Source organism: Burkholderia aenigmatica (genome assembly GCF_048627025.1).
GTDB lineage: Bacteria > Pseudomonadota > Gammaproteobacteria > Burkholderiales > Burkholderiaceae > Burkholderia > Burkholderia aenigmatica.
Window position 1 is genome coordinate 139,133 of record NZ_CP184468.1, and the last position, 18,220, is coordinate 157,352.

At 68.2% G+C, this 18,220-nt stretch carries 14 protein-coding genes and 1 pseudogene; 11 read left to right on the plus strand and 4 right to left on the minus strand.

Going from position 1 to position 18,220, the window contains the following annotated elements; genetic code table 11:
* Positions 1–58 precede the first annotated feature (58 nt).
* The 4 genes from ACN8ZM_RS00640 (at position 59) to ACN8ZM_RS00655 (ending at position 4,382) form a co-directional block, all read left to right on the plus strand.
* Positions 59–727, plus strand: coding sequence for a TetR/AcrR family transcriptional regulator (locus tag ACN8ZM_RS00640; RefSeq protein WP_301770710.1), 669 nt, complete (start codon positions 59–61; stop codon positions 725–727).
* A 210-nt stretch (positions 728–937) separates the two neighbouring features.
* Positions 938–2,092 (plus strand): pyridoxal phosphate-dependent aminotransferase, encoded by a 1,155-nt coding sequence (locus ACN8ZM_RS00645; RefSeq protein WP_420210391.1) that lies wholly within the window; start codon positions 938–940, stop codon positions 2,090–2,092.
* 57 nt (positions 2,093–2,149) lie between these two features.
* Positions 2,150–2,938 (plus strand): ABC transporter substrate-binding protein, encoded by a 789-nt coding sequence (locus ACN8ZM_RS00650; RefSeq protein ID WP_089449658.1) that lies wholly within the window; start codon positions 2,150–2,152, stop codon positions 2,936–2,938.
* A gap of 13 nt (positions 2,939–2,951) precedes the next feature.
* The gene (locus tag ACN8ZM_RS00655) at positions 2,952–4,382 is read left to right on the plus strand and encodes an FAD-binding oxidoreductase (RefSeq protein ID WP_420210392.1); all 1,431 of its coding nucleotides are present in this window, start codon (positions 2,952–2,954) and stop codon (positions 4,380–4,382) included.
* Positions 4,383–4,427: 45 nt separating this feature from the next.
* Here the strand turns inward: ACN8ZM_RS00655 and ACN8ZM_RS00660 are convergent, their stop codons facing one another.
* Together ACN8ZM_RS00660 and cadR are read right to left on the minus strand one after the other, a co-directional pair.
* Positions 4,428–5,000 carry a PadR family transcriptional regulator gene (locus tag ACN8ZM_RS00660; RefSeq protein WP_420210393.1) on the minus strand — a complete coding sequence of 191 codons (573 nt, stop codon included), beginning with the start codon at positions 4,998–5,000 and terminating at the stop codon, positions 4,428–4,430.
* Between the two features lie 68 nt (positions 5,001–5,068).
* Positions 5,069–5,500: a Cd(II)/Pb(II)-responsive transcriptional regulator gene (cadR, locus tag ACN8ZM_RS00665; RefSeq protein WP_011350541.1), complete on the minus strand. Its 432-nt coding sequence runs from the start codon at positions 5,498–5,500 to the stop codon at positions 5,069–5,071.
* A gap of 80 nt (positions 5,501–5,580) precedes the next feature.
* Here cadR and ACN8ZM_RS00670 point away from each other — a divergent pair, with 80 nt between their 5' ends.
* Together ACN8ZM_RS00670 and ACN8ZM_RS00675 are read left to right on the plus strand one after the other, a co-directional pair.
* Entirely contained in the window at positions 5,581–8,343 is a 2,763-nt protein-coding gene (locus ACN8ZM_RS00670) for a heavy metal translocating P-type ATPase (protein WP_420210394.1), read from the plus strand.
* Between the two features lie 10 nt (positions 8,344–8,353).
* Positions 8,354–8,719, plus strand: a complete 366-nt coding sequence (locus ACN8ZM_RS00675) for a zinc ribbon domain-containing protein (RefSeq protein ID WP_205824758.1) — start codon at positions 8,354–8,356, stop codon at positions 8,717–8,719.
* 84 nt (positions 8,720–8,803) lie between these two features.
* Here the strand turns inward: ACN8ZM_RS00675 and ACN8ZM_RS00680 are convergent, their stop codons facing one another.
* A complete protein-coding gene (locus ACN8ZM_RS00680; RefSeq protein ID WP_420210395.1) occupies positions 8,804–9,682 on the minus strand; it encodes an AraC family transcriptional regulator in 879 nt (292 codons plus the stop codon).
* A gap of 275 nt (positions 9,683–9,957) precedes the next feature.
* Here ACN8ZM_RS00680 and ACN8ZM_RS00685 point away from each other — a divergent pair, with 275 nt between their 5' ends.
* The 4 genes from ACN8ZM_RS00685 to eutC all read left to right on the plus strand — a co-directional run bounded on the left by ACN8ZM_RS00685 (position 9,958) and on the right by eutC (position 15,465).
* Entirely contained in the window at positions 9,958–11,421 is a 1,464-nt protein-coding gene (locus tag ACN8ZM_RS00685; protein ID WP_089449663.1) for a mechanosensitive ion channel, read from the plus strand.
* A gap of 349 nt (positions 11,422–11,770) precedes the next feature.
* Positions 11,771–13,183 carry an ethanolamine permease gene (gene eat / locus ACN8ZM_RS00690; RefSeq protein WP_043184940.1) on the plus strand — a complete coding sequence of 471 codons (1,413 nt, stop codon included), beginning with the start codon at positions 11,771–11,773 and terminating at the stop codon, positions 13,181–13,183.
* A gap of 93 nt (positions 13,184–13,276) precedes the next feature.
* Complete coding sequence (locus ACN8ZM_RS00695; protein ID WP_043184942.1) at positions 13,277–14,674, plus strand: ethanolamine ammonia-lyase subunit EutB; 1,398 nt, start codon at positions 13,277–13,279, stop codon at positions 14,672–14,674.
* On the plus strand, positions 14,671–15,465 hold the full coding sequence (gene eutC / locus ACN8ZM_RS00700) for an ethanolamine ammonia-lyase subunit EutC (RefSeq protein ID WP_420210396.1): 795 nt from the start codon (positions 14,671–14,673) through the stop codon (positions 15,463–15,465). Before ACN8ZM_RS00695 ends, eutC begins: the two co-directional genes overlap by 4 nt.
* Positions 15,466–15,574: 109 nt before the next feature.
* Here the strand turns inward: eutC and ACN8ZM_RS00705 are convergent, their stop codons facing one another.
* The gene (locus ACN8ZM_RS00705; RefSeq protein WP_043184950.1) at positions 15,575–16,459 is read right to left on the minus strand and encodes a LysR family transcriptional regulator; all 885 of its coding nucleotides are present in this window, start codon (positions 16,457–16,459) and stop codon (positions 15,575–15,577) included.
* Between the two features lie 156 nt (positions 16,460–16,615).
* Between ACN8ZM_RS00705 and ACN8ZM_RS00710 the strand changes: the two are divergent.
* Positions 16,616–18,130: pseudogene (locus ACN8ZM_RS00710) on the plus strand (MFS transporter); the annotation flags it as partial.
* Positions 18,131–18,220: the final 90 nt, after the last annotated feature.

Below are 18,220 nucleotides of genomic sequence, written 5' to 3' on the forward strand. Positions count from 1 at the left end.
GGCGCCGGTTCCGGCCCCCGGTAAAACGCATTCCCTGCTGATTTCCAGAGTAGCAAATATGCCGCCGCGACATGTTCAGGTTCCGGCGCCGCCCGGCCAGCCGGCGGCGCAACCCGCGCCCGCCTTGCGCCGCCGGCCGCGCCAGTCGCGCGCGCAGGCGAGTTCCGACGCGCTGCAGCAGGCGTTCGTTCAGCTTTTGCTCGAACGCGGCTACGCGAAGGCGACGATTCGCGAGATCGCGGCCGTCGCAGGCGTCAGCATCGGCACCTTCTACGAGTATTTCGGCGACAAGCAGAGCCTCGCGGCGCTCTGCATCCACCGGCACGTGCTGGCGTTGGCCGACCGGCTGCGCGACACCGTGGCGCGACGGCGCGGTGCACCACGGGCGGAACTGGCCGCCGCGCTCGTCGACCTGCAGGTCGAGGCGATCGGCGCCGACGCGGCGCTGTGGGGCGCGCTCTTCGCGCTGGAGCGGCAGGTGTCGCCGCTCACCGCGTACCGCCGGCATTACGACGCATATGTCGCGCTGTGGCGCGACGCGCTCGCGCACGCGGCCGATCCGCCTCCGGCTGCGCGGCTCGACGGGCTCGCGCGGATGGCGCACACGATCTGCTACGGCGGGCTCTCGCAGGCGTTGCTGACGCTCGGGCCCGCATTCGACCTCGCCACGCTGCGCGACGAACTGCGGGCGGTGCTGCTCGCCTATCTGGCGGCGGCTGGCCAGTGACATCCCCTAGGGGAAATGCCTGATTCGCATGTCAGCCTGGCAGGTGAGCCTTGCTGCTGCATGCTCCTCTTCGCGTGCCATGAGAAAAATGCATGGCCGCCATGACGAACTTTCGATTGTCCGTCGATATTGGCTCGGGCTAAATCATGCGGCAGATGCAGGCCGCGCGCGCCGCGCGGGGCCGCCCGAAGGACATCAGAAGGAGGAGTCATGCGAAGCGCCACTGCGCCCCGTTCGAAACTGCCCGACGTCGGGACGACGATCTTCACGGTGATCGGCCAACTGGCTGCTCGGCACGATGCGTTGAACCTGTCGCAGGGCGCGCCGAATTTCGCGCCCGATCCGGCGCTCGTCGAAGGCGTCGCGCGTGCGATGCGCGACGGGCACAACCAGTACGCGCCGATGGCCGGCGTGATGGCGCTGCGCGAGCGGCTCGCCGAAAAGACCGAGGCGCTGTATGGCGCGTGCTACGACCCGGCCACCGAGATCACGGTGATCGCGAGCGCGAGCGAAGGGCTCTACGCGGCGATCAGCGCGCTCGTGCATCCGGGCGACGAGGTGATCTATTTCGAGCCGTCGTTCGACAGCTATGCGCCGATCGTGCGGCTGCAGGGCGCGACGCCGGTGGCGATCAAGCTGTCGCCCGAACATTTCCGCGTGAACTGGGACGAGGTGGCCGCGGCGATCAACCCGCGCACGCGGATGATCATCGTGAACACGCCGCACAACCCGACCGCGACCGTGTTTTCCGCCGACGATCTCGAACGGCTCGCGCAGCTCACGCGCGACACGGGGATCGTGGTGCTGTCCGACGAGGTCTATGAGCACGTCGTGTTCGACGGCGCGCAACACCAGAGCGTGGCGCGCCATCGCGAGCTGGCCGAGCGCAGCGTGATCGTGTCGTCGTTCGGCAAGTCGTTCCACGTGACGGGCTGGCGGGTCGGCCATTGCGTCGCGCCGGCCGAGTTGATGGACGAGATCCGCAAGGTGCACCAGTTCATGGTGTTCGCGGCCGACACGCCGATGCAGGTCGCGTTCGCGGAAATTCTCGCGCGGCCGGACAGCTATCTTGGCCTGTCGGCGTTCTACCAGGCGAAGCGCGACCTGCTCGCGCGCGAGCTGGCCGATTCGCGTTTCGAGCTGCTGCCGAGCGAAGGCTCGTTCTTCATGCTCGCGCGCTTCCGGCACTTCTCGGACGAAAGCGACAGCGATTTCGTGCTGCGCCTGATCCGCGACGCGCGTGTCGCGACGATTCCGCTGTCGGCGTTCTATACCGACGGCACCGATGCCGGCGTGATCCGGCTCAGTTTTTCGAAGGACGACGCGACGCTGGTCGAAGGCGCGCGGCGGCTGCGTTCGCTGTAAGGCCCGTACGGGAACCGGCGACGGGAGCGTCGCACCGACCAGACACAGGAGATTACGATGAAGCACACGGCCACCCTGAAACTCGCATTCGCACTGGCGTGCGCCCTCGGCTCGGGCGCGGCGCTTGCCGACGCGCAGACGCTGCGCTTCGGCCTCGAGGCGCAATATCCGCCGTTCGAATCGAAAGCGCCGAGCGGCGACCTGCAGGGCTTCGACATCGACGTCGGCAATGCCGTCTGCCAGACGGCGAAGCTGTCGTGCAAATGGGTCGAGACGTCGTTCGACGGCCTGATTCCCGCGCTGAAGGGGCGCAAGTTCGACGCGATCAATTCGGCGATGAACGCGACCGAACAGCGCCGCCAGGCGATCGATTTCACGACGATCATCTATCGCGTGCCGACCCAACTGATCGCGCGCACCGGCAGCGGCCTGCTGCCGACGCCGGAATCGCTGAAGGGCAAGCGCGTCGGCGTGCTGCAGGCATCGATCCAGGAAACCTTCGCGAAGGCGCACTGGGAGCCGGCCGGTGTCGCGATCGTCGCGTACCAGGACCAGAACCAGGCGTATGCGGATCTCGTGTCGGGCCGCCTCGACGCGACGCTCGTGCTCGCGCCGTCCGGCCAGCGCGGCTTCCTGTCGCGTCCGGACGGCAAGGGTTTCTCGTTCGTCGGCCAGCCGGTGCACGACGACAAGATCCTCGGCAGCGGCATCGCATTCGGGCTGCGTAAAGGCGACAGCGCACTGAAGGCGAAGCTCGATGCGGCGATCGACAAGCTGAAGGCGGACGGCACGGTGAAGTCGCTCGGCCTGAAGTATTTCGGCGATATCGACATCTCGGCGAAGTAAGCGGGGCCGCGCGATGCAGAACCGGAACACGGCCGCCGCGGGTGGCGAACAGGGCGGCGCATCGCTGTCGGGTGACGCACTCGAAGCCGTGCTCGTCGCCGAACTCGGCGATGCACTCGTCACGCGCGCGGCCGACATCGATCCGCGCTACTTCACCGCGTACAACGAGCCGGCCGGCGTGCGGCCGCGCGCGCTGGTGCGCCCGCGCAGCGTCGACGACGTGTCGCGCACGCTCACGCTGTGCGCGCGGCTCGGCCAGCCGGTCGTGCCGCAGGGCGGTTTGACGGGGCTCGCGCGCGGCGCGGTCGCGCTCGGGGGCGAGGTCGTGCTGTCGATGGAACGCTTCGCGGGTATCGAAGCGCTGGATGCGGCGGCCGGCACGATGACGGTACGCGCGGGAACGCCGCTGCAGACGGTGCAGGAAGCCGCGGAAGCGGCCGGTTTCACGTTCGGCGTCGATCTCGGTGCACGCGGCTCATGCCAGATCGGCGGCATGCTGGCGACCAACGCGGGCGGCACGCGCGCGATCCGCTACGGGATGATGCGTGAGCAGGTGCTCGGGCTCGAGGCCGTGCTCGCGGACGGCACGGTCGTGTCGTCGATGAACCGGATGCTGAAGAACAACGCGGGCTACGACCTGAAGCAGCTGTTCATCGGCAGCGAAGGGACGCTCGGCGTCGTCACGCGCGCCGTGCTGCGGCTGCATCCGTTGCTGGCCGCGCCGGCCACGGCGCTGTGCCGCGTGCGCGACTACGACGCGGTGGTCGCGCTGTGGAACCGCGTGCGCATGCTGCCGGAGGTCGTCAGCTTCGAGGCGATGTGGCCGGCGTTCTACGACTACGTTGCACGACACACGCCGGGTGTTTCGGCGCCGTTTGTCGGCGACGATGGCTTCGCGATCCTGATCGAATGCGCGACGAGCGCGCCGGGCGGCGACGCGCATCATGCGCTGGAAACCGGCCTCGCGGCGGGGTTCGACGCAGGGCTCGTGGAGGATGCGGTGCTCGCGACGTCGGAGCGGCAGGCGCGCGACCTGTGGACGTTGCGCGAAGGCCTTGCAATCGATGCGCTGCCGCATCTCGTCAACTTCGACGTGAGTCTGCCGACCGGCGAGCTCGGCGCGTTCGCCGAGCGCTGCGAGGCGGCGTTGCGGGCGCGTTGGCCGGACGTCACGTGTCTGTTCTTCGGCCATGTCGGCGACGGCAACGTGCATATCGGCGTGTCGCTGGCCGGGATGACCGACGCGGACCTCGACGCGCTCGATCACTGCGTGTACGCGGTGGTGCGGGACATGGGTGGCTCGGTGTCGGCCGAGCACGGGATCGGCGTGCTCAAGCGTCCTTATCTCGCGCACACGCGCAGCGACGCGGAAATCGGGCTGATGCGACGCCTGAAGGCCGCGCTGGATCCGCTCGGCATCCTGAATCCCGGCAAGGTGCTTTAACGGGGCCGATCCCCCTGGTTCGTGTGGATCGGCCTGCGCGACCCGTCAACCATTCACCCAGCGCAGCGCGCCGATCTTCAGGTGTTCGACGACGCTGCGGGCCCATTCGAGTTCGGCATTGAGCAGCACGAGCGCGTGCTCGTTCTGCAGCAGGAACAGGCGCGGCACCTGATCGGCCTGCGCGGTGGCGCGCAGCGTTTCGAGGCGCTCGCGCTCGGCGTCGAGCCGGGTGATCCGAAGCTCGAGCTGATGGCGTGCATCTTCCGCGTCGAGCAGCGGCAGGAACGCGAGACCGGCGCCGAATGCCGGGAATTCACGCGCGGGCTCCGCGAGCAGCGTATGCAGCCACGCCTGCCCGGCCGTGTGCCCGGCTTCGGTCAGCGCATACAGCGTGCGCTCCGGAAACGCACCGTCGCGCTCGGTGTCGTGCACGGCGATCATCCCGTCGCGCAGCAGCCGGTCGATCGTCTGATAGAGGCTCGTGCGCTGCCGCACGTTGACGACTTCGTCGTACCCGCGAGCCTTCAGTTGCTGCAGCATCCCGTACGGATGCATCGGCGTTTCGGTGAGCGTCGCGAGGACGGCCAGCGCGAGTGGGGACGGACGGCTAGTGGACATGAATAGTTATGACATATCTAGTAAGAATATAACTATTCTCAGCCAAACTATCATATTCCACAAGGGTTTCAGCCGAGGTGCGAGCGCTTCGCAGCCGGGGCGACGGTTTCCATCGTCGCGAGACCGTGCACGATGCCGCAATCCTCGACCGAATGCTCGCCGACGCACTGGCGGCGCAATTCGGTGAGCTGGTCGCGTAGATGCGTGAGTTCCGCGAGGCGCGCATCGACGTGCCCGATGTGTTCGTCGAGCAGCGAATTGATCGAGTCGCACGGGTCGGCCGGCGTGTCGGTGAGCTGCAGCAGCGCACGGATTTCGTCGTGCGCCATGTCGAGCGCGCGGCAGTTGCGGATGAAGCGCAGCCGCTCGACGTGCACGTCGGTGTAGTTGCGGTAGTTCGAGTCGGTGCGCTCCGCATCCGGCATCAGACCCTCTTTCTCGTAGAAACGGATCGTCTCGGGTGTGCAGCGGGCCGCTTTGGCCAGTTCGCCGATCTTCATGCCTTTCTCCCGTGTAAGGGTTGACCTTGTAGTGGCTTCAGGGTGTTAACTCTACACCGTTAGCCATTGAGGAGGTTGTCATGACCGACGCCCAGCGTACCCACGACCCACGACACCGTCATGCCGGCGGCGCCGCTCCGTGCTGCGCCGACGCGCACGATACGGATACGGCCACCGTCGCCGATGCGGCGCCGGCGGCCGGCGAGCACGCGCACGGCGAGGTCGCCGCAGCGCGCGGCGCTCAGTCGCGTGTCCATAGCCACGACCACGACCACGATCATGAACAGGATCACGGGCACGTGGGGCGTGACGACGGTCATGTCCACGGCGCCGGTTGCAGCCACGGCAGCGGTAAGGAACACGACCACGATCATGGTCATGACCATGCGCACGATCATGAACATGATCACGGGCACGTGGGGCGTGACGATGGTCACGTCCACGGCGCCGGTTGCAGCCACGGCAGCGGTAAGGAACACGACCACAACCATGGTCATGACCATGCGCGCGAGCATGAGCATGAGCATGAGCACGGCGACGGCCATGTCCATGGCGCCGCCTGCGCACACGGCAGCGCCGCGCACGACCATGCCGGTCACGACCACGACCACGACCACGACCACGATCACGCGGCCGGCGACTGCTGCGCGCCTGCCGCGCTGACGCTCGCGCCGCTGCCGGTCGCGCAGGCGACCGCGTCGGGCCACGTGCGCTCCGCGTTCCGGATCATGCAGATGGACTGCCCGACCGAGGAAACGCTGATCCGCAAGAAGCTCGGCGGGATGAGCGAAGTGTCGGCGCTCGAATTCAACCTGATGCAGCGGATGCTGACCGTCGAGCACGTGCCGAACGCCCAGCCGGCGATCGAAAGCGCGATCCGCTCGCTCGGCATGACGCCCGAGGCAGCAGCGCCCGGCGCGCCGGCCGCGCGCGTTGCCGACGCACCCGCGAAGCCGTGGTGGCCGCTGGCGCTGGCCGGCGTCGCCGCGATCGCATCCGAAGGCGCGACCTGGGCCGGCCTGCCCGTGTGGCTGTCGGCGGCGCTCGCGCTCGCGGCGGTGCTCGCGTGCGGGCTCACCACGTACAAGAAGGGCTGGATCGCGATTCGCAACGGCAACCTGAACATCAACGCGCTGATGAGCATTGCGGTGACGGGCGCGATGGCGATCGGCCAGTGGCCGGAAGCCGCGATGGTGATGGTGCTGTTCACGATTGCCGAGCTGATCGAAGCGAAGTCGCTCGACCGCGCGCGCAATGCGATCCAGGGCCTGATGCAACTCGCGCCGGACACCGCGACCGTGCAGGACGCCGACGGGTCGTGGCGCACGATCGAGGCCGCGCAGGTGGCGCTCGGCGCAGTCGTACGCGTGAAGCCGGGCGAGCGAATCGGGCTGGACGGTGAAGTCGTCGCGGGCCGCTCGACGGTGAACCAGGCGCCGATCACCGGCGAGAGCCTGCCCGTCGAAAAGACGACCGGCGACGCCGTGTACGCGGGCACGATCAACGAATCGGGTTCGTTCGAATATCGCGTGACGGCCGTCGCGGCCAACTCGACGCTCGCGCGGATCATCCACGCGGTTGAAGAAGCTCAAGGTGCGAAGGCGCCGACGCAACGCTTCGTCGACCAGTTCGCACGCGTCTACACGCCGATCGTGTTCGCGGTCGCGCTGCTGGTCGCGGTCGTGCCGCCGCTCGTGATGGGCGGTGCGTGGCACGACTGGATCTACCGCGCGCTGGTGCTGCTCGTGATCGCATGCCCGTGCGCACTGGTGATCTCGACGCCGGTGACGATCGTGTCGGGGCTCGCGGCCGCGGCGCGGCGCGGGATTCTCGTGAAGGGCGGCGTGTACCTGGAAGAAGGGCGCAAGCTCGCGTGGCTCGCGCTCGACAAGACCGGCACGATCACGCATGGCAAGCCGGTGCAGACCGACTTCGACCTGCATGCGACCGACGCGGATGCGGCACGTGTACGGCACCTCGGTGCGAGCCTTGCGGCGCGTTCCGATCACCCGGTGTCGCAGGCGATCGCAACTGCCGCGCGCGACGCCGGCACAACAGCCTTCGCCGATGTGCAGGACTTCGAAGCGATCGTCGGGCGCGGCGTGCGCGGCACGATCGACGGCACGCGCTACTGGCTCGGCAACCACCGGCTCGTCGAGGAACTCGAGCGCTGCTCGAAGGCCCTCGAAGCGAAGCTTGATGCGCTCGAGCGGCAGGGCAAGAGCGTCGTCGTGCTGGTCGACGAAGCGCGCGTGCTTGGCATCTTCGCGGTGGCCGACACGATCAAGGACACGAGCCGTGAAGCGATCGCCGATCTGCACGCGCTCGGCATTCGCACCGCGATGCTGACGGGCGACAACCCGCATACCGCGCAGGCGATCGCGCAGCAGGCCGGCATCGACGACGCGCGCGGCAACCAGTTGCCGGAAGACAAGCTCGCGGCGGTCGAGGAACTGGCGGCCGGCGGCGCGGGCGCGGTCGGGATGGTCGGCGACGGCATCAACGATGCGCCGGCGCTCGCGCGCGCCGACATCGGCTTCGCGATGGGCGCGATGGGCACCGACACGGCGATCGAGACGGCCGACGTCGCGTTGATGGACGACGACCTGCGCAAGATTCCCGCGTTCGTGCGGCTGTCGCGCGCGACGCATCGCGTACTGGTGCAGAACATCGGCTTCGCGCTCGGCGTGAAGATCGTGTTCCTCGGCCTCACGGTCGCGGGGCTCGGCACGATGTGGATGGCGGTCTTCGCGGACGCGGGCGCAAGCCTGATCGTCGTGGCCAACGGTTTGCGGCTGCTGTCGTCCTCGGGGGCGTTCGGCGGCGCGCAGGCCAAGCGTTGAGGAGCAGGCGATGAGCTTTCTGAAACGAATCCTGGGCGGCCACGGCGGTGGTCATGGCGGCGGGCACGGCAACAGCGGCCACGGTGGCGGGCATCATGGCGCGCAGCGTCAGGACGGGCATGGCAGCCACGATGCGCGCGGCCGCGATCGCCACGGCTGGGGCTGGCAGGCGCCGGCCGACAGTCGAAGCGGGCAGGGCGGCAACGTGCCGCTGAGCCAGCTCGCCTGTGCGGGTTGCGGCGCGCTCAATGCGACCGATGCGCGCTTCTGCGCGCAGTGCGGTGCCGCGCAACGCGGCAAGTCCTGCAGCCGCTGCCACTCGGCGCTGGCGGACGACGCGCGGTTTTGTCCCGGGTGCGGGACGCAGGCTGCTTAAGTCAGTTTGTCCGCGCATTCGCGCCGGCGGCGTGGGAACGCCGGCCGGCGCGCTTCGTTTCAGGGCCGGCGCACGGCCCGTCGATCAGCGCAGCGGCAAGTAGAGCTCGGTGCGCAGATCGGCTGGCGCGGTATCCATCGGCGAATTGAGATACAGCTCGAACGGCGGCGCGTTGGCGGCTTCGCGGCCCGAGTGACGCAGCCAGTCGCCGTAGAGCCACTGGTAGGCCGCCTTCAGGTCCGCATACGGCCCCGTATGCAGCAGCACCGCGTATTCGCCGCCCGCCACCGTCGCGCGCTCCACCGGCGGCGCGGGCTCGACGTTCGGCGCGCCGTCGGCCGGCATGAAGCAGGCTTTCGCGCGCAACTGCGCTTCGGGCGTCGTGTCCGGATCGTCGTAGTAGATGCCGATCATCTTCGCGCCCGGGCCGATCAGCCCTTGTTGCATGACCCACGCGCCGATTCGCATGAATGCGTCGCTGACCTTCAGGTACGGCCCGGTGTGCGCCACGGCATAGCCATGCAACTCCGGCAATCGCCGGATCTCGACTTCATGCTTGAACATGTCTTCTTCTCCTCGTTGTAGCGGATAGATGGGCCGGTGGCTGCCCGTGCGCCGGTGCTGCACGGGCGGCACGCCGTATGCGTCGCGAAATGCCCGCGCGAACGCGTGCGTCGAATCGTAGCCCGCGCGCCGTGCGATCTCGTCGATCGGCCGCGTCGTGCACACGAGATCCTCGGACGCGCGCACGATCCGCATCCGCCGCACCGTCAGCACGATGGACTCGCCGTACAGCGCGCGATAGACGCGCTGCCAGTGATACGGCGACAGGCATGCGACTTCGGCGAGCCGGTTCAGGTCGAGCGGGCCGTCGAGGTGCGCGCGGATGTACTCGTGGACGCGCGCCACGCTGGCCGCGTAGCGGATCCAGGCGGGCGGATCGGGCTTCGTTTCGACGGTCATCGGCGTGTCCGGGCAGGAACCAACGTCACGGTAGCACGGCCCGAATTGATAAATCTTGCGGAAATGCGTAGGTGGCGACAATTCAGGCCCTTTTTATTTTGACGAAATAGGGTCTTGTCCCTCTGCGATCAATGACTAAAGTTAAAGACGGTGAAATCGGGTGATCGCGTCATTTTTCTCGGGTAAGTTGCTCCGTCGGGGCAGCACGCTTTTCGAAGTACGCAGGTAGTTCGTCGATGTTCAATCGCAACACCACGTTTTCGGGAGAAGAAGAAATGGATGCTTCCAGCTTCATCACGTCGCTGCAGACCACGCTAGGGGGGTATCTGCCAAAGATCGCCGGCGCGATCGGCATCCTGGTGATCGGCTGGCTGATCGCCGTCGTGGTGCGGGCCGGCGCGATGCGCCTGCTCGGCGCGCTGAAGGTCGATCAGCGGATCAACGAAAGCACCGGCCAGGGCGCCTATGTCGAGCGCATCATCGCGGGCGGCCTGTTCTGGCTCGTGCTGCTCGTCACCGCGGTGGGCATCTTCAACGTGCTCAACCTGTACGCGGTCTCCAATCCGTTCTCGCTGCTCGTCACGCACATCGTCAACTACCTGCCGAACCTGATCGGCGGCGCGGCGCTGACGCTGATCGCGTGGCTCATTGCGTCGCTGCTGCGCAGCCTCGCGAACCGCGCGCTGAAGGCGAGCAAGATCGACGACAAGCTGTCCGAAGGCGCCGGCATGCAGCCGATGAGCGGCTATCTCGGCGACGTGCTGTTCTGGCTCGTGATCCTGATGTTCCTGCCGGCGATCCTCGCGTCGTTCGCGCTGTCGGGGCTGCTGTCGCCCGTGCAGGGGATGGTCGACAAGCTGCTCGCGATCGTGCCGAACCTGTTCGCGGCCGCGGTGATCGGCATCGTCGGCTGGATCGTCGCGCGCGTGCTGCGCGGCCTCGTGACGAACCTGCTGGTTGCCGCTGGCGCCGACCGCCTCACGCAGCGCCTCGACAGCCCGACGCCCGTGCGCGTGTCGAGCCTGATCGGCACGATCGTCTACGTGTTCGTGTTCGTGCCGACGCTGATCTCCGCGCTCGACGCGCTGAAGATCGACGCGATCTCGGTGCCGGCCACCAACATGCTGAACCAGTTCCTCGGCGCGGTGCCGGACATCGTCGCGGCGATCGTGATCGTGCTGGTGACGTTCTACTTCGCGCGCTTCGTCGCGTCGCTCGCGCAGAAGCTGCTGGAAGCCGCGGGCGCTGACGGGCTGCCGGCCGTGCTCGGCGTCGAGCGCGTGTTCTCGGGAATCCTGCAGCCGTCGGTGCTGGTGGCGCGGCTGATCGTGTTCTTCGCGATGCTGTTCGCGTCGGTCGAAGCCGCGAACCGGCTCGGCTTCTCGCAGGTGCGCGACGTCGTCACGCTGTTCATCGAATTCGGCGGCCACGTGCTGATGGGCGGCGTGATCCTCGTGATCGGCGTGTGGCTCGCGGGCCTCGCGCGCCGCGTGATCGAGCAGGCCGACCGTGAGCACAGCGTACTGTTCGCGCGCATCGCGCAATTTGCGATCCTGGGCCTCGTGTTCGCAATGGGGCTGCGCGCGATGGGCATCGCGAACGAGATCGTCCAGCTCGCGTTCGGCCTCGTGCTCGGCGCGATCGCGGTGGCGGTGGCGCTGTCGTTCGGCCTCGGCGGCCGCGAAGCGGCCGGCAAGCTGCTCGACCGCTGGTTCAACCAGCGCAGCGGCGGGCAGTAATGCCACGCTCGCGCAGCCGTCCGGTCGCGTCGTGCGGCCGGATCGTGCTGCACGCGCGAGCGCTTGCATGCCATGGCGCGCGAACGGCACGCGACAGCGTCCGTTCGCGCGTCGTCTCGCATGCGTACGACCACTCCGCCGGAACCGGCACAGGCCGCAACGGCGTATCCGGCTGCGCGCGGGCGCCTTGCCGATCGGCTTCGTCCGTCGCGCCGCGTCCGCGTTTCCGTCAGCGAAATGTCAGCCGCGATCTTTGCCGAATTTCGATAACACGTCGTTTAATGACTCTCTAGCATCGATTCTCAGTCGCGCAGGCCGGCAGGCCCGGCGCCTTTGAGGAGAGAGTCCGATGAAAGCAGAGTCGAATGGCCGGCCCGCCGCCGGCGCCAAGTCGTCCAGCCAGCCCGCGCTGCAGCAGACGCTCGGGACCTGGCAACTGTGGGGCATCGCGGTCGGCCTCGTGATTTCCGGCGAATACTTCGGCTGGAGCTACGGCTGGGCGAGCGCCGGCACGCTGGGCTTCGTCGTCACCGCGCTGTTCGTCGCGGCGATGTACACGACCTTCATCTTCAGTTTCACCGAGCTGACGACGTCGATCCCGCACGCGGGCGGCCCGTTCGCGTATGCGCGTCGTGCGTTCGGCCCGACCGGCGGCTATCTCGCCGGCGCGGCGACGCTCGTCGAGTTCGTGTTCGCGCCGCCCGCGATCGCGCTCGCGATCGGCGCGTACCTGCACGTGCAGTTTCCGGGGCTGGAGCCGAAACATGCGGCGATGGGCGCGTATCTCGTGTTCATGGCACTGAACATCGTCGGCGTGCAGATCGCAGCGACCTTCGAGCTCGTCGTCACGCTGCTCGCGATCTTCGAGCTGCTGGTGTTCATGGGCGTCGTGTCGCCGGGCTTCGCGTGGAGCAACTTCATGAAGGGCGGCTGGTCGGGCGCCGATCATTTCAGCGTGGGCGCGTTCCACGGGATGTTCGCGGCGATTCCGTTCGCGATCTGGTTCTTCCTCGCGATCGAAGGCGTCGCGATGGCCGCCGAGGAAGCGAAGAACCCGAAGCGCTCGATTCCGATCGCGTACGTGGCCGGGATCCTGACCCTCGTTGCACTCGCGGTCGGCGTGATGGTGTTCGCCGGCGGCGCGGGCGACTGGACCAAGCTCGCGAACATCAACGACCCGCTGCCGCAGGCGATGAAGTACATCGTTGGCGCGAACAGCGGCTGGATGCACATGCTCGTGTGGCTCGGGCTGTTCGGGCTGGTCGCGTCGTTCCACGGGATCATTCTCGGTTATTCGCGCCAGATCTTCGCGCTGGCCCGCGAAGGCTACCTGCCCGAATGGCTCGCGAAGGTGCATCCGCGCTTCAAGACGCCTTACCGCGCGATCCTCGCGGGCGGCGTGGTCGGCATCGCGGCGATCTACAGCGACGAGCTGATCCAGTTCGGCGGGCAGACGCTGACCGCGAATATCGTGACGATGTCGGTATTCGGTGCGATCGTGATGTATATCGTGAGCATGGCGTCGCTGTTCAAGCTGCGCCGCTCGCAGCCGAATCTCGAACGGCCGTTCCGCGCACCGCTGTACCCGATCTTCCCGGCGTTCGCGATCCTGGCTGCGCTCGTCTGTCTCGGGACCATGATTTACTTCAACGGGCTGGTCGCGCTGGTGTTCGTCGGCTTCCTCGCGTTCGGCTACGCGTATTTCCTCGCGACGCGTTCGCAGCGTGCGAGTGCGCCGGGCGACGTGCTGCTGGAGGAGTGAGCGGGATGAAAGTGAAGGGCCGTTTCTGATGGCATCCGGCGCGCCCCGTCGAACGGGCGCGCCGTCGGCTTTTGGCAAGGAGGAGACTCGCAGATGTCCTATACGGAGACGATCGGTCCGCGCACGTACCGTTTCGCGGATCTGAAGACGCTGCTCGCGAAGGCGAGCCCGCTGCGTTCCGGCGACCAGCTCGCTGGTGTCGCGGCGGCGAGCGAGGAGGAGCGCGTCGCCGCGAAGATCGCGCTCGCGGGCGTGCCGCTGAAGGCATTCCTGAACGAAGCGGTGATCCCGTATGAAGACGACGAGGTCACGCGCCTCATCGTCGACGATCACGACGCGCAGGCATTCGCGGAAATCTCGCATCTCACCGTCGGCGATTTCCGCAACTGGCTGCTGTCGCCCGCGGCCGACGGCGCGGCGCTCGAACGGATCGCGCCGGGCCTCACGCCCGAGATGGTCGCGGCCGTATCGAAGCTGATGCGCAACCAGGACCTGATCGCGGCGGCGCGGAAGCGTCGCGTCGTCACGCGCTTTCGCAACACGGTCGGGCTACCGGGCCGGATGTCGGTGCGGCTGCAGCCGAACCACCCGACCGACGACGTGAAGGGGATCGCCGCATCGATGCTCGACGGGCTGATGTACGGCTGCGGCGACGCGATGATCGGCATCAACCCGGCCACCGACAGCCTCGCGGCGATCGTGAAGCTGCTCGCGATGATCGACGGCTTCCGCGAACGCTACGGCGTGCCGACGCAATCGTGCGTGCTCACGCACGTGACCAACACGATCGCGGCGATCGAGAAGGGCGCGCCGGTCGATCTCGTGTTCCAGTCGATCGCGGGCACCGAGAAGGCGAACGCGAGCTTCGGGATCTCGCTCGCGCTGCTCGGTGAGGCCCGCGAGGCCGCGTTGTCGCTCAAGCGCGGCACCGTCGGCAACAATCTCATGTACTTCGAGACGGGCCAGGGCAGCGCGCTGTCGGCGAATGCGCACTTCGGCGTCGACCAGCAGACCTGCGAAGTGCGCGCGTATGCAGTCGCGCGCAAGTTCGAGCCATTCCTCGTGAACACGGTGGTCGGCTTCATCGGGCCCGAATACCTGTACGACGGCAAGCAGATCATCCGAGCGGGGCTCGAGGATCACTTCTGCGGGAAGCTGCTCGGCGTGCCGATGGGCTGCGACATCTGCTACACGAACCACGCGGAAGCCGACTCGGACGACATGGATACGCTGCTGACGCTGCTGGGTGTGGCCGGCATCAACTTCATCATGGGGATTCCGGGCGCGGACGACGTGATGCTGAACTACCAGAGCACGTCGTTCCACGATCAGCTGTACGTGCGTGAAGTGCTCGGGTTGCGCCGCGCGCCCGAATTCGAGGAGTGGCTGGAGACGATGGAGATCGCCGACGCGCACGGCGCATTGCGCGCCGCGACGTCGCGCGTGCCGCTGCTCGCGGGCGCGAACGACTGGATGGGGATTTCGGCATGAGCGACGCCGTCGAGAAGAACCCGTGGGCGCAGCTGAAGTCGTTCACGAATGCACGGATCGCGCTCGGCCGCGCGGGCAACAGCCTGCCGACCGCGCCGCTGCTCGCGTTCAACCTGTCGCATGCGCAGGCGCGCGATGCGGTGCACCAGCCGCTCGATGCGGACGCGCTGCGGCGCGAGATCGATGCTGCCGGCTTTGCGACGCTCGGCGTGCAGAGTGCCGCGCCCGATCGTCACCATTACCTGCGCCGGCCGGATCTCGGCCGCAAGCTGTCGGATGAAGGGCGCGCGCTGCTGGCTGCGCACGGCGACGCGGTGAGCGGCGATGGGCCCGACGTCGTGTTCGTGGTCGGCGACGGGCTGTCGGCGTTCGCGGCCGCGAAACAGGCGCTGCCGTTGCTGCAGGCCATAAGGCCGCGGCTCGATGCGGACGGCTGGCGGATCGGCCCGGTGGTGGTCGCGACGCAGGCGCGCGTCGCGCTCGGCGACGAGATCGGCGAATTGCTGCGCGCGAAGGTCGTCGCGATGCTGATCGGCGAACGGCCGGGGCTCAGCTCGCCGGACAGCCTCGGCGTGTACCTGACCTGGGCGCCGAAAGTCGGGTGCCACGACGCATTGCGCAACTGCATCTCGAACGTGCGGCCTGAAGGGCTGCCGTACGCGGGGGCCGCGCACAAGCTGCATTACCTGATGACGCACGCGCGCCGGCTCGGACTGACGGGCGTCGGGCTGAAGGACGACAGTGACGCGTTGTTGCCGCAGGCGGAAGCGGAGCGGATCGGGGCGGACTGAACGGAGTGGAACGGCTCGGAACGGTGCGCGCGGGTTGCTGCCGCACGGCGGCGTTCCATCGAGCCGTGCGGGCGGCGTGTTGGACGCCGGTCGACGCGTCCGTCCGCAGCTACTTGAACAGCCGCTCGCACAGAAAATCGACGAGCACGCGCAGCTTTGGCGACAGCTGCCGGCTCGACGGCCACACGATCGAGAACTGCCCCGGCGCGATCCGGTAGTCGTCGAGCACGGTGACGAGCAGGCCTGTTTCGAGCGCGTCGCGTGCGAGGAAGTCGGGCATGTAGCCGATGCCGAGCCCTGCGAGCACGGTGCCGCGCAGGGCCTCCATGTTGTTGCAGGTCATCGCGGTGCGCAGCTTCAGCGGCGTGCCGTCGTCGGCCGCGAGCGCCCAGTCCTGCAGCTTGCCGGTGGTCGGGAAGCAGTAGCGCACGCATTCGTGCGCTTCGAGATCGCGCGGCGCGCGCGGCGTGCCGGCCTGCGCGAGATAGGCGGGCGTTGCGCACAGCACGAACGCGAACGGGCCGAGCCGCCGCGACATCAGGCTCGAATCGGATAGCGGGCCGCTGCGGATCACTGCGTCGAAGCCACCTTCGACGACATCCACCATCCGGTCGTTGAAGTCGAGATCGAGCTCGACGTCCGGGTAGCGCTGCCGGAATTCGGGCAGCACCGGCAGCAGGAACCGGTAGCCGATCACCGGCAGGCTCACGCGCAGCTTGCCGCGCGGGCGCTGCGCCGATGCCGTCACGGTCGCTTCCGCATCGCGGAAATCCTCGAGGATCCGCTGGCAGCGTTCGTAGAAGTGCCGCCCCTCGTCGGTGAGCGTGACGCGCCGCGTCGTGCGGTTGAACAGGCGCACGCCGAGCGACTGCTCGAGTTTCGCGATCGTCTTGCCGACCGCCGACGCCGAGATGCCGAGCGCGCGGCCAGCCGCGACGAAGCTCAACGCCTCGGCGGTGCGGACGAAGGCGACGATGCCGGTGAGGTTTTCCATCGATTCGAAGCGCGTGCGCCCGCGGCGCGTAGCTGAGTAGATTGCGGAATTCTAGTCCGTTATATCCGGAGCTTTGCGTGGTTTTTCGCCGATTGAATCGGATTTATCGTCTGTCGCTCTGACGGCGCATCCGCGCCGGCTTTTCGAGGAGCGATGATGGATCAGCCTTTTTCAGCCGCTTCGGCTCAGTCGGCACGCCGGCGCGCGTGGGTGCTGGCCGCCGTCTGCCTGGCCGCCGTCGCGCTGCCGCTGTCGTTTTCGGGCGGCGCGGTCGCGACGCCCGCGATCGGCCGCGACCTGCACGGCGGCACGGTCGCGATGAACTGGATCACCAACGCGTTCATGCTCGCGTTCGGCAGCTTCCTGATGGCGGCGGGCGCGCTGGCCGACCAGTTCGGCCGCAAGCGCCTGTTCGCGATCGGCGTTGGCGGCTTCACGCTGATGTCGGTTGCGCTCGCGTTCGCGCCGTCGATGCTCGCGGTCGACCTGCTGCGCGCCGCGCAGGGGCTCGCGGCGGCCGCGGCGCTCGCGGGCGGCACGGCCGCGCTCGCGCAGGAGTTCGACGGCGCGGCGCGCACGCGAGCGTTCAGCCTGCTCGGCACGACCTTCGGGATCGGGCTCGCGTTCGGGCCCGTGCTGGCCGGCGCGCTGATCGGGCATTACGGCTGGCGCGCGATCTTCGTGACGAGCGCGGTGGCCGGCGTCCTGTCGCTCGGCGTCGGGCTGCCGCGCATGCACGAGTCGCGCGACCCGCACGCGACGGGGCTCGACTGGCCCGGCACGACCGCGTTCACCGCCGCGCTGACGCTGTTCACGTTCGGCGTGATCGAGGCGCCCGCGCGCGGCTGGTCGAGCACACTCGTGATCTTGCTGCTGGCCGGTGCCGCGCTCGGCGCCTGCGCGTTCGTGATGATCGAGACGCGGGTCGCGCGGCCGATGCTCGACCTGTCGCTGTTCCGGATCGCGCGCTTCGTCGGCGTGCAGGTGCTGCCGGTGTCGACCTGCTGCTGCTACATCGTGCTGCTGGTCGTGCTGCCGCTGCGCTTCATCGGCATCGACGGCTTCAGCGAGATCGACGCCGGCTGGCTGATGCTGGCGATTTCCGCGCCGATGCTGGTCGTGCCGCTCGTCGCGGCGACGCTCACGCGCTGGCTTTCGGCCGGCGTGATCTCGGGGCTCGGGCTCCTGATCGCGGCGGCCGGGCTCGTGTGGCTGGGCGTCGCGCTGCGCGGCGGCGCGGGGCCCGCGGCGATCGGGCCGATGCTGGCGATCGGCGTCGGGGCCGGCATGCCGTGGGGGCTGATGGACGGGCTGTCGGTGAGCGTCGTGCCGAAGGAGCGTGCCGGGATGGCGACCGGGATCTTCAGTACGACGCGCGTGGCCGGCGAGGGGATCGCGCTCGCGATCGTCGGGGCGGTGCTGGCTGCGCTCGCGCGGACGGGGCTGACGCAGGCGGCAGGCGCTGCCGGCACGCCGGACGCGACGCTGCGTGCGGCTGCGCGGCTCGCGACCGGCGATCTCGCGGGTGCGGCGGCTGCGCTGCCGGGTGTCGGGCATGCGGCGCTGCTCGCGAGTTACACGCATGCGTTCGAGCGGTTGTTGGTCGGGTTGGCGGTTGTTACCGTGCTGTGTGCGGGGGTGGTGTTTGCGTTTCTTGGTGGGCGGCGGGCAGGGCTGGCCTCAAACGGCTAACGCACGCTTGCCTTGAAGCGCGACATGATTCCCGCAAGCCTGATGATGGCGGTTGCCCAATCGGGGATC